12 protein-coding genes and 1 pseudogene are annotated in these 10528 nt (G+C 73.5%); 7 read left to right on the top strand and 6 right to left on the bottom strand.

What is annotated here, in order from left to right:
* Together BZZ08_RS37350 and BZZ08_RS37345 are read right to left on the bottom strand one after the other, a co-directional pair.
* Window positions 1–1518, bottom strand: a 1518-nt coding sequence (locus BZZ08_RS37350) for a sensor histidine kinase (RefSeq protein ID WP_104636591.1), incomplete at its 3' end; no start/stop codon positions are given.
* A 295-nt stretch (window positions 1519–1813) separates the two neighbouring features.
* A complete protein-coding gene (locus BZZ08_RS37345; RefSeq protein ID WP_104636588.1) occupies window positions 1814–2701 on the bottom strand; it encodes a LysR family transcriptional regulator in 888 nt (295 codons plus the stop codon).
* 85 nt (window positions 2702–2786) lie between these two features.
* On the opposite strand from BZZ08_RS37345, the gene BZZ08_RS37340 reads away from it, so the two are divergent.
* Together BZZ08_RS37340 and BZZ08_RS37335 are read left to right on the top strand one after the other, a co-directional pair.
* Complete coding sequence (locus BZZ08_RS37340; RefSeq protein WP_198601924.1) at window positions 2787–3647, top strand: PhzF family phenazine biosynthesis isomerase; 861 nt, start codon at window positions 2787–2789, stop codon at window positions 3645–3647.
* Between the two features lie 69 nt (window positions 3648–3716).
* Window positions 3717–4556, top strand: a complete 840-nt coding sequence (locus BZZ08_RS37335; protein ID WP_104636590.1) for a lysozyme — start codon at window positions 3717–3719, stop codon at window positions 4554–4556.
* 29 nt (window positions 4557–4585) lie between these two features.
* Here BZZ08_RS37335 and BZZ08_RS37330 read toward each other — a convergent pair whose 3' ends face one another.
* The 3 genes from BZZ08_RS37330 to BZZ08_RS37320 form a co-directional block, all read right to left on the bottom strand.
* Window positions 4586–5308, bottom strand: coding sequence for an FAD binding domain-containing protein (locus BZZ08_RS37330; RefSeq protein WP_104636586.1), 723 nt, complete (start codon window positions 5306–5308; stop codon window positions 4586–4588).
* Between the two features lie 170 nt (window positions 5309–5478).
* A complete protein-coding gene (locus tag BZZ08_RS37325; protein WP_241965661.1) occupies window positions 5479–6267 on the bottom strand; it encodes a hypothetical protein in 789 nt (262 codons plus the stop codon).
* A 104-nt stretch (window positions 6268–6371) separates the two neighbouring features.
* Window positions 6372–7112, bottom strand: a complete 741-nt coding sequence (locus BZZ08_RS37320; protein ID WP_104636584.1) for a class I SAM-dependent methyltransferase — start codon at window positions 7110–7112, stop codon at window positions 6372–6374.
* A gap of 44 nt (window positions 7113–7156) precedes the next feature.
* Here BZZ08_RS37320 and BZZ08_RS37315 point away from each other — a divergent pair, with 44 nt between their 5' ends.
* Both BZZ08_RS37315 and BZZ08_RS37310 read left to right on the top strand, forming a co-directional pair.
* Complete coding sequence (locus BZZ08_RS37315; RefSeq protein WP_104636589.1) at window positions 7157–7762, top strand: flavodoxin family protein; 606 nt, start codon at window positions 7157–7159, stop codon at window positions 7760–7762.
* Between the two features lie 94 nt (window positions 7763–7856).
* Window positions 7857–8420, top strand: a complete 564-nt coding sequence (locus tag BZZ08_RS37310; protein ID WP_104636583.1) for a Dps family protein — start codon at window positions 7857–7859, stop codon at window positions 8418–8420.
* A 62-nt stretch (window positions 8421–8482) separates the two neighbouring features.
* On the opposite strand, the gene BZZ08_RS37305 is transcribed toward BZZ08_RS37310, so the two are convergent.
* Window positions 8483–8839, bottom strand: coding sequence for a PRC-barrel domain-containing protein (locus BZZ08_RS37305; RefSeq protein ID WP_104636582.1), 357 nt, complete (start codon window positions 8837–8839; stop codon window positions 8483–8485).
* Between the two features lie 171 nt (window positions 8840–9010).
* Here BZZ08_RS37305 and BZZ08_RS37300 point away from each other — a divergent pair, with 171 nt between their 5' ends.
* The 3 genes and pseudogenes from BZZ08_RS37300 to BZZ08_RS39990 all read left to right on the top strand — a co-directional run.
* A complete protein-coding gene (locus BZZ08_RS37300; protein WP_104636581.1) occupies window positions 9011–9364 on the top strand; it encodes an STAS domain-containing protein in 354 nt (117 codons plus the stop codon).
* Complete coding sequence (locus BZZ08_RS37295) at window positions 9361–10290, top strand: anti-sigma factor RsbA family regulatory protein (RefSeq protein ID WP_104636580.1); 930 nt, start codon at window positions 9361–9363, stop codon at window positions 10288–10290. The genes BZZ08_RS37300 and BZZ08_RS37295 overlap by 4 nt, the downstream gene beginning before the upstream one ends.
* A gap of 127 nt (window positions 10291–10417) precedes the next feature.
* Window positions 10418–10528: pseudogene (locus BZZ08_RS39990) on the top strand (RNA polymerase sigma factor SigF); the annotation flags it as partial.

Raw genomic sequence — 10528 nt, 5'->3', positions numbered from 1 at the left:
GGGCGCGGGTCCGGGGTGCGCCGCCGGTTCGGGCAGGCCGGTCCGCTCCGCCGGCCGGGCGTCCGGGACGCGCCGGGTGAAGGCCGGGGCCTCTGCGGCCGGGGCGGGGCCGGGGACGGTGGAGGCGCCGCCCCCGCCGAAGGTACGGCCGGTCAGCGGGGGTCCCGGGTCCCGCTGCTGGGCGAGCAGTTGGGGCGGCACCAGGACGACGACGCCCGTGCCGCCGCGCGACGAGGGCCGGTAGCTCACGCCGACGCCGTACTTGGCGGCCAGCCGTCCCACCACGGCGAGGCCGAGGCGCGTGCCCTGCAACGAGGCGAGGTCGTTCATCCGCCCCGACACCGCCTGTTCGGCGTGGCGCATGGCGGCGTCGGCCATCTTCAGCCCGCTGTCCTCAATGGTGACGACGATTCCGGCGGTACGTTCCTCCACGTAGACGTGGACCTCGTCGATGGGCGGCGAGAAGTTGGCGGCGTTGTCCATGAGTTCGGCCAGCAGGTGCATGACGCCCTCGGCCGCGTACCCCGAGATCGCGGCATCGGTCGAGCAGTGCATCCGCACCCGCTGGTAGGCGGCGATCCGGCCGACGGCGCCGCGCAGGATGCTCTCCATCACGATGGGCCGGTTCCAGGCCCGGCTGGAGCGCCCGCCCATCAGCAGGGCCAGCCGGTCGGTGATGAGGCCGAGTTGCGAGGTGCTGTGGTCCAGGCGCAGCAGGTCTCCGAGGACCTCCTCGCCGTGACGATCCTGCATGTCCCTCAGGTCGGCGAGCATGCTGACGGCCTTGGCCTGGACGCGGCTGAGGGACTTGGCGGAGGCGGCCTGCGCGGCGGCGGTGCGCCGTTCGCTGTGGGCCAGTTCCCGGACGAACAGCTCGGCGCAGGCGCGGGCCGGTGCTCCCCGGGGCCGTTCCAGCTCGGCGAGGACGTTCTCCGCCGAGGTGCCGTCCCGCAGTTTCTCCACCGCGGCGGGCAGGGTGCTGTTCGTCAGGTGTTCCAGCTCGGCGGTGACCCGGCGCGTCTCCCGCACCGCCTGCTCCCGCCGGGACTCGGCGTCCGCGGCCTGCCGTACGGCGTCCTGCACCAGGACGGCGAAGCTCTGTACGACCTGACGCAGGTGGGGGCCGGAGGCGGGAGCGGTGCGGGCGACGGCCTCGTCCGCGCCCGTGCCGTCGCGCACTTGCTGCGCGATGCCCGGCAACGCGACGTTGACCAGATGCACGAGCCCGGCGTTCTCCTGCGCGAGCTGGGCCTTGAGGGCGCTGATCTCCGTCCGCCGGGCCGCCGCGGTCCGGCGCGCCCGTCCGACCAGGTGGGAGCCGAGGACGACGGACACCGCGACGCACAGCCAGGACGTCACGGCGAGGGTGGCGGTCCAGCTCCGAGCGGCCTCGGGAGCGGCCGCCCAGGCGGCACCGGCGGCCGCGGCGGCGGCCGGCAGCACGAGCAGGGCGACGGCTGGGGTGGAGCGGCGGGGTTTCTGCGTCCGGGGCGGGGTGGGGGGTGCAGACACTGACATTCCGCGGTCCCTCGGGTCCTTGAGAGCGGGGAAGGGGCCGGTCGACCTGGGTCGGCCGCGGGCCGGAGCCGTGCCACCGGCGAGTGGTGATCACTCCGGCGGGCTTGCGGCTCATGCTAGTCACCGGGTTGACCGCGCATGCCGGACCAGCCGCGGACCCCACCGAGGAGCGAACTTTCCCGACATCTCGCCCAGCGAACGCACCGATGTGGTACAGGCGTTCTGCCTGTGGCGGGTGTTCCAACGGCCGGTGTTGTGGGCCGGACGTTCCGTGGACGGGGCCGGGTGAGTGCGCTCAGTCGCCCAGATGGCGGGCGAGCGCCCGGGCGACCTCACGTGCGGCGGGTGCCGTCCATCGCCTGCGGTGCCGGGCGAGCCGTACGGGTGTGTCGGGGAAGCCGGGGCCCTCGACCCGGGCCAGGCGCCCGCGCCGCAGTTCCTCCGTCACCGTGGTCAGGGGCAGCAGGGTCAGTCCCAGCCCGGCCGCGACGCAGTTGCGCGCCGCGTCCACGCTGCCGAACCTGGTCAGCCGCGGCCTGCCGTCCGGCACCTCGAGCAGTCGCCGGGCCAGCGCGTCGCTGTAGGAGCAGCCCTCTTCCAGCAGGAAGAAGCTCTCCCCCGCAAGCTCCGGCCAGCTCGCCCGCCGCTCCCGGGCGGCCAGCGGGTGTCCGGGGGCGGCGACGAGGACGAGCGGCTCGCGGCCGACCGGCTCGGACGTCACGTCGGGGAAGTCCGTCTCCTCCTCCAGCAGCAGGGCGAGGTCGAGTCGTCCGGACCGCAGTCCCTCCACGGACTCCCGGGTCCCGGCCGCGTACAGGTGGACGTCGATCTCGGGGTGGCTCGTGCGCAGCGCGGCGACCAGTCCCGGCAGGCGGCTCGCGCACAGGGACTCCGGGCTGCCGATCACGACCCGCCCCGACACGGCACCGGCGTCGTCGCTCGCGGCCCGCAGCCGCGCCACGGCGTCGAGCACCTCCTCGGCCCGTTCCAGGAGCCGGCGGCCGGCGTCGGTGAGCAGCGCGCCGGTGGGCAGGCGGTCGAAGAGCCGCACGCCGAGGTCCTGTTCCAGGGTGCGGATGTGCACGGTGACCGTGGACTGGGCCAGGTGGAGTTCGGCTGCGGCGGCGGTGAAGCCGCCGGTGCGGGCGAGCACGGTGAAGGTCGTCAGCAGCCGGGTGTCCACGGAGCCAGGGTATGCGGTTTCGCGATGGAGGGGATCGTGAACGATCGTTGGACACGATCGTCCGGCGGCTGGCAGCGTGTCCGCCATGACGACGGAGATCCTGCGCTACTCGGCCTTCACCCACGACCCGGCGGGCGGGAACCGGGCCGGGGTGGTCCTCGACGCCTCCGGGCTGGACGACACGGCGATGCTCGCCGTCGCCGCCGAGGTGGGCTACTCCGAGACCGCCTTCGTCACCGGCGGCGACGTGGAGCGGCGCCGGTTCCGGGTCCGCTACTTCAGTCCGCTCGCCGAGGTGGCGTTCTGCGGGCACGCGACGGTCGCGCTGGCCGTCGCCCTGGCCGAGCGGCTGGGTCCCGGCGAGGTCGTCCTCGACACGCCCGCCGGTGAGATCCCGGTGTCCACCGCGGTCGACGGGACCGGAGCGGTGCGGGCCACCCTCACCAGCGTGCCGACGCGTTCGCGCCCGGCTCTCCCCGCCGAACGCGACGCCGCGTTGCGGGCGCTCGGCTGGACCCCCGCCGACCTGGACCCCGCGCTCCCCGCCCACGTGGCGTTCGGGGGCAACGACCACCTCGTGCTCGCCGCGGCGTCCCGGGCCCGGCTGGCCGACCTCGACTACGACTTCGACGCGCTCGCCGAGGTCATGCGACGGTACGGCTGGACGACGGTGGACCTGGTGTGGCGCGAGTCGGCGGAGCGCTTCCACGCCCGCAACCCGTTCCCCGTCGGCGGCGTCGTGGAGGACCCGGCGACGGGTGCGGCCGCCGCGGCGTTCGGCGGGTACCTCCGTGAGCTGGGCCTGGTCACCCGGCCGGGCACGATCGCGATCCGCCAGGGCGAGGACATGGGCCGGACCAGCGAGCTGCTGATCGAGGTGAGTCCGCGCGATCCGCGCACCCGGGTCACCGGACAGGCCGTGTCCCTCTCCGGGGCATCGGTCTGAGACCACCCCCAACACCGTCTGGGCGACTGTGGGATGCGGCGGGGCCCGACTGCGGTTCGGATGGGTGCCATGCGCAGACCCATAACCGTGGCGAAACGCCACTCACGCCTGCTCACCTCAGGCGTCATCCTCGCCGCCCAGTCACTCCTCCTGACGGTGGCCGCGGTTCCGGCCACCGCCTCCGCCGACGACACCCGGACGCCCGCTCGTGGCACCGCCCACATGGGCACCGGCGTCCTCGCCCACGAAGGGGTCCAGGGCCACCCCGTCGGCACCCGCGTCGCCCAGACCGAGGGTGTGGACGTCTCCAGCCACCAGGGCAACGTCGCCTGGTCGACCCTCTGGAAGAGCGGCGTGAAGTGGGCCTATGTGAAGGCCACCGAGGGGACCTCCTACCGGAACCCGTACTTCGCCCAGCAGTACGGCGGTTCGTACGACGTCGGCATGATCCGCGGCGCGTACCACTTCGCGACCCCGGACACCGCCGGCGGCGCCGCCCAGGCCGACTACTTCGTCGACCACGGCGGCGCCTGGTCCAAGGACGGCAAGACGCTGCCGGGTGTCCTGGACATCGAGTACAACCCGTACGGGGCGACCTGCTACGGACGGACGCACAGTCAGATGGTGAGCTGGATCCGAGCCTTCCTGGACCGGTACAAGCAGCGCACCGGCCGCCATGCCGCCCTCTACACCTCCACCAACTGGTGGACGCAGTGCACCGGGAACTACAGCGGTTTCGGCGCGAGCAACCCGTTGTGGATCGCCCGGTACGCCTCGACCGCGGGGACGCTCCCGGCCGGCTGGGACTTCCACACGATGTGGCAGTACACCTCATCCGGACCGACCGTCGGGGACCACGACAAGTTCAACGGGTCCCTGGACCGCGTCAAGGCCCTCGCCAAGGGCTGACACGGTCCGCCCCCTCACGGCCGCCGGGTTCAGCGGCCGGCGAGGGGGCCCAGGATGTCGGTGACCTGCTCGCGCACCACGTCCCTGGCCCCGGCCGGGAGGGCGCCGATGTCCGTCCGCTCCAGGGCGTCGAGGGTCTCGTCGGGGCCCGCGTCGCACCCGGCGCTCTCGCTGAGCACGTCGTAGCCCTCGCGGACGGCGACGCGCAGCAGGTGCCGGCCCTCGCCGTCGACGTGCACGGCGGTGGCGACCACCAGGGGCGGCGGACCGCCGGCTTCGGCGGGCTGCTTGCGGTAGCCGCTGGCCACCGGCGTACGCCAGCGCAGGCCGAGCAGCAGGTGACGCTTCGCCACCACCTCGGCCAGATCGGTCTCGTAGGGCCGGTCCGGGCCCAGCACCGTGGCGCGGGCGTCCAGGACGAGGGCCGCGGGCAACAGGCAGCGCAGGCTGCTGCCGACGAGGTTTCCGCCGACCGTGGCCGTCCGGCGTACGGCTCCGGTGCCGACCGAGCCCGCCGCCCGGCGCAGTACCTCCGGCACCCGGTCGTCCATGCGGTGCAGCACCACGGCCGCGCCCAGTGACTCGGGTTCGACGACGGTCGCCTCCGGCAGTCCGCGCAGCGACATGGCCAGTTCCGGGAAGCCGTCGCGTTGCCAGGTGGCCCAGACGAGAGTGGCCCCGCCGATGGGCACCGCGCCCTGCGCCATGCACTCCTGCGCTTCGGTCACGGTCGTGGGCTGACGCAACAGCATGGCGATCGACCTGCTTCCCGGGAGTCGGCGGCCGGACGACACCGCGTCTTCCGCCGGGTGGTCAGGGTCACTGGATTGTCCGTACCGCGAAGGGGGCGCGTACAGGGCTCACTCGTTTCTCGCGTGCGCCCTCCACGCGCCAGGTGGCATGCTCGGGCTCGGCCGCCGTCTCACGAACCGAGCAGGGCGTCGGCCAGTTCGGCGCCCAGTCGCTCGCCGTCCTTGCGGACCAGTTCGGGGACCTGTGCGTTCCATGCCGCCGCCGCGCGCTCCAGGGCTTCGGCGCAGGCCCGCCGGGCGCGACGCCCCAGCACCGCCGTGGCGAGCGGCAGGAGCGGGCGGGCGACGGAGCGGCCCCTGACCCGTGCCCGCACGGTCACCCGCCAGCGTCCGTCCGGGGCCAGGCACGGTACGGCCGTCACCGAGACGCGGGCGAGCGCGTGCGTCAGGGCCCCGCTCAGGGGGGCGCGGGACGGGTGGCGGCCATGGCTCGTCGCCTGCCACCACCTGCCGAGGTCGAGGCGCAGCCGTCCGGTGCCGCCGAGGTACTTCGCCCGCTCGCCACCCGACCGCAGCGTCGCCGACAGCCACGCCTGCCGGGGCCGTTCGGCGCTGGTGAGCCCGAGGGCGCAGACCAGCCGGGCGGGACGGGCCGGGGCGTCGTCGAGGGTGACGACCTCCAGCGCCGTCTCCCGGCGGCGGTCCCAGGAGAGGACGGTGAGGCACTGGTCCGCGTCCGGTCGCCCGACCTCCTCGTGCACGGGCCGGTACTGCGCGCCCGGCCCGAGATGCCGGCCCCGCGTCAGTACCAGGCCGGGCAGCGGACGTCCGTCGGGCAGCCGCAGCCGCCCTCCCTCGACGGCCGTGTCCTGCGCCAGGTCGTACAGCGCGGCCACGCACGCCTCCAACCAGCGGCGGGGTACGGGGACGAGGGTCACGGTGTGCTGGAAACGGGCCATGCGGCGAGGATGGCCGCCCGGAGGGGGCCGCGTCATGAGGGCGGCCTGGCAGTGTGGGAAGGGCGTTGGCTGCCGGTTCCCGGGGTTCCTTCCGGCGGGCGGCGTCAGCGTCCCGCTGCCTCCGGACGCCGCGCGACGAAGACGAACTCCCGCCCCGCGCGGTCCGGGGCCCCGCGCACCTCCCGAACGACGTAGCCCTGTTCGGCCAGGTCGGCCGCCACCTCCGCCCGGTCCCGGAAGCGCAGCGTCGAGTCGGAGGTCAGCACGTCGCCGTCCGCGCCGAAGACGTAGGTCCAGCGGAAGGTGACCAGCGGACCGCTCACGTCCAGCAGCCGGCACCAGCTCTCGACGGTGCCCGCACCGGGGAGCTCCGCGACCTGGTGGGTGTGCTCGCGGGTCCACTCCTCCCAGGCCCGCCGGGCCGGGTCCCGGGTCTCGAACACCAGGTGGCCGCCGGGCCGCAGGGCCTCGTACGCGCCGCGCAGTGTGCCCTGCCAGGAGGACCGGTCGGTGATCGCCTGAGCGACGTTCGCCGTCATGGTCGCGAGGTCGACGCGCAGCGGCGGGAGCGAGGTGGCGTCGCCCTCGATCCAGCGCACCCGCTCGGCGCCCGGTCTGCCGCGGGCCACGTCGAGACTGGCCCCGGCGGGATCGACACCGACGACGTCGAGGCCGCGGTCGGCCAGCAGCAGGGCGAACACCCCGGTTCCGCAGCCGATGTCCAGCACGCTCCGGGCGCCGAACTCGTCGGCCATGCGCAGATACGGGACGAGGTCGCCGCGGTCGGTGTCGAACACGTCGTGGAGCGCGGCGAGCCGCGGATGCCGGAAGCACTCGTCAGCCATACGGCCGACGGTAGCGTGACTCCCGCCGGGGAACACGGGTGGGCATGCGCGCACTCGTCATCAACTGCACCCTCAAACCCTCCCCCCAGCCGTCGAACACCGAGGCACTCGCCGCCACGGTCATCGCGTCGCTCAAGGGCCACGGGGCGGAGGTGGACGTCGTACGGGCCGTCGACCTGAACCTGAAACCGGGGGTCGAGACCGACATGGGCGACGGGGACGACTGGCCGGGCGTGCACGAGAAGCTGCTCGCCGCCCAGATCCTGGTCATCGCGTCGCCGACCTGGCTCGGCCGCCCCTCCTCCGTCGCCCAGCGGGTCCTGGAACGCATGGACGCCATGCTCGGTGAGACCGACGACGAGGACCGCCCGGTCGCCTACAACCGGGTCGCCGGTGTCCTGGTCACCGGGAACGAGGACGGCGCCCACCACGTCATCAGCGAGATCAGCGGCGGGCTCGCGGACATCGGCTACACCATCCCCGGCCAGGCCTGGACCTACTGGCACCTCGGCCCCGGCCCGGGTCCGGACTTCCTCGACGACGACCGCGGCCACGACTGGTCGGTCTCCACCGGCCGGGCCATGGCGTCCAACCTGGTGCACGCGGCGCGCGCGCTCGGCGCGATGCCGCTGCCCGCCCCGCCCGCCTGATCCGGAAGCCGCCCGCGCATGTCTGCCGGAGCCGATACGGGGCATTCGTGCACGAGCAATGACGTACGAAACGCATGAGGAGCTGAGGTCCGCCATGACGCACGACCTGACCCCGAAGTACACGGTCCCCGGCATCGAGCGCGAGGCCGCCGGACGGCTCATCGGTGTGCTGCGGCTGCGCCTGCACGCCCTCAACGACCTGCACCTGACCCTCAAGCACGTGCACTGGAACGTGGTGGGTCCGCACTTCATCGCGGTCCACGAGATGATCGACCCCCAGGTCGACCAGGTGCGCGACATGGCCGACGACGTCGCCGAGCGCATCGCCGCGCTCGGCGGGGTGGCCCAGGGCACGCCCGGGGCGCTGGTGGCCGAACGCAAGTGGGACGACTACTCCATCGGACGGGCGGACGCCATCGCCCATCTCGGCGCGCTCGACGTGGTGTACACCGGCGTGGTCCAGGGAATGCGCGCGGCGATCGAGGAGGCCGGCAAGATCGACACGGCCACGGAGGACCTCCTGATCGGCCAGCTCAGGGATCTGGAGCAGTTCCAGTGGTTCGTGCGGGCGCACCTGGAGAGCGCCGGCGGCACCCTTGCCACGGGCAGCGCGACGTCCGAGACGGAGGCGGCGGCACGCGGCGCGGAAATCGCCTAGCCGGACCGCCCGGACCCGCACGGCGGTACCCCGGCCGCGCGGCCGGGGCACCGCCCGCGGGGTCAGCGCCGGCCGAGGCGGCGTTCGCCGCGGCTGCCCTGCTCGTAGGGCAGGTGGTAGTGGGCGAAGACCGCGCCCTCGTCCTCGGCCGCCAGCTCACCGTCCGGGTCGATCCCGGGCGCGTCCTTCACCAGCGACTTGTCGTAGGTCACCTTCAGGTAGGACGGTGCGACGGTGGCCTTGTCCACCGGCACGAAGACGAGCCGCCGACGGGTCGGCAGGCCAATGGTGACCGTGGCGAACGCGGGCCGGTCGGTGAGGGTGTCGAAATAGATGGACTCCAGGGTCCCGATCTTGCGGCCGTCGTAGTCCACGACGTCGAGGCCGCGCCAGTCACGAATGTTTTCGGCTTCAAACATGCCCAGTCTTCCCTTCCGAGGACGCGCTCAGTGTCTTGTTCCCCGCTTCGCCCGGCTGTCGCCTGTATGTCCCCTCACCGGCGTAGGGCGCCCGCTCGGGTTAGGCTGCCTGGCCGGGAGAGGCGCCCGGGCTTCCGCGGGTGCCCGGTGGAGTACCGGAGGGGATCGAGTGTGGATGGCACAGGTGCCGAAGGCGGTCCGGCCCGCGCCGGGAACGGTGCCCTGCTGGACGTGGGCCCGTTGCCCGGTCGGCCCGGCATCCGGGCCAGTGGTGAGATCAACGTGAGTACCCGGCTCTCCTGGGAGAACGCCCTCACCGACCTGTCCCGCAGGCACACGGACGTGTCCTACGTGGAACTGTCGGGGGTGCGGTTCGTGGATGTGGCCGGGGTGACGGCACTGGCCGTCACGGCGATGAACCTGCCCGTCGGCCGGGTCGTGGTGGAGCACCCGCCGCCGCAACTGCCGAGGGTGCTGGACCTGTTCTGGCCGTCCCTACACCGGATCGAGGTGGCGCCCCGATGAGCACGGCAACCACCGACGGGACGTTCGTCCATCCGGCGCTGTTCTACCGCTCGGCGGCCGAGTACACCGACCGGACGGTGGCGTTCGTACGGGAGGGACTGGCCGCCGGCGAACCGGTGGCGGTGGCCGTGCCGGGCCCCAACCTGGAGCTGGTCCGGGCGGGACTCGGCACGGACGCGCGGGACGTCACCTTCCTGGACATGACCGAGGCCGGGCGCAACCCGGGGCGGATCATCCCGGGCGTGCTGCGGGCGTTCGCCGACGCGCACCGGCGCGTACGGGTGCGGATCATCGGCGAGCCGGTCTGGGCCGAGCGCAGTGCCGTGGAGTACCCGGCGTGCGCCCAGCACGAGGCGCTGATCAACGCGGCCTTCGCGGACCGTCCCGCGACGATCCTGTGCCCGTACGACGAGACCCGGCTGGCCGCGGACGTCCTGGCCGACGCCCTGATCACCCACCCGACGGTCATCACCGAAGGCAGTGAGCGGGTCAGCGAGGGGTACGACTGGCGCGCGGTCGTCGACCGCTACAACGAGCCGCTCGGACCCGCTCCCGACGCCGACGCCCTGGCCTTCGGGTCCGGGGAGCTGCCCGCGGCGCGCCGCTTCGCGGCCGACCGGGCGGCCTCGCTCGGGCTGACCGGGCAACGGCTGCAGGACGCGGAACTGGCGGTGTCCGAACTGATCACCAACAGCGTGGTCCACGGGGGCGGCGACGGCACGGTCGCGGTCTGGGCCGAGGCGGGACAGGTGGTGTGCGAGGTCCGCGACGGGGGCCGGCTCACGGATCCGCTCGCCGGCCGACGGCCTCCGGAGCGCGGGCAGATCGGTGGCCGCGGCCTCCTGCTCGTCCACTACGTCGCCGATCTGGTGCGGGTCCACACGACCGACGAGGGCACCGTGGTCCGCTTCTACCTGGGCGTTTGAGGCACCGTTGCGGACTCCTCGCCGTCTTTGCGGCACTCCGCCAGGTGTGCGATGCCTGACCCGGGGTAGGCGACCGGTCGTCGGCCGACAAGGTGACACGACGACCGATCCACCGGGAGGGCACATCATGACGACGACGACCGCACAGGCCACCGAACACGCCGCGACGGGCATGCCGGAGATCGCGGACCCGTCCAAGGTGGCGCCCAGGGACGCGCGGGAGTTGTCGAAGCTGTTC

The sequence above is a fragment of the Streptomyces sp. MH60 genome (assembly GCF_002939385.1).
GTDB lineage: Bacteria > Actinomycetota > Actinomycetes > Streptomycetales > Streptomycetaceae > Streptomyces.
The sequence above is the reverse complement of the archived record's forward strand: the minus strand, read 5'-3'. Positions and strand labels throughout refer to the sequence as shown.

What these genes read in the sequence shown, in the direction of transcription:
- BZZ08_RS37335 (WP_104636590.1), top strand. Translation starts at nt 3,717, where the DNA reads ATGCGCAGACCCATAACCGTGGCGAAACGCCACTCACGCCTGCTCACC.
- BZZ08_RS37340 (WP_198601924.1), top strand. Translation starts at nt 2,787, where the DNA reads ATGACGACGGAGATCCTGCGCTACTCGGCCTTCACCCACGACCCGGCG.
- BZZ08_RS37320 (WP_104636584.1), bottom strand. Translation starts at nt 7,112, where the DNA reads ATGGCTGACGAGTGCTTCCGGCATCCGCGGCTCGCCGCGCTCCACGAC.
- BZZ08_RS37315 (WP_104636589.1), top strand. Translation starts at nt 7,157, where the DNA reads ATGCGCGCACTCGTCATCAACTGCACCCTCAAACCCTCCCCCCAGCCG.
- BZZ08_RS37295 (WP_104636580.1), top strand. Translation starts at nt 9,361, where the DNA reads ATGAGCACGGCAACCACCGACGGGACGTTCGTCCATCCGGCGCTGTTC.
- BZZ08_RS37305 (WP_104636582.1), bottom strand. Translation starts at nt 8,839, where the DNA reads ATGTTTGAAGCCGAAAACATTCGTGACTGGCGCGGCCTCGACGTCGTG.
- BZZ08_RS37310 (WP_104636583.1), top strand. Translation starts at nt 7,857, where the DNA reads ATGACGCACGACCTGACCCCGAAGTACACGGTCCCCGGCATCGAGCGC.
- BZZ08_RS37325 (WP_241965661.1), bottom strand. Translation starts at nt 6,267, where the DNA reads ATGGCCCGTTTCCAGCACACCGTGACCCTCGTCCCCGTACCCCGCCGC.
- BZZ08_RS37330 (WP_104636586.1), bottom strand. Translation starts at nt 5,308, where the DNA reads ATGCTGTTGCGTCAGCCCACGACCGTGACCGAAGCGCAGGAGTGCATG.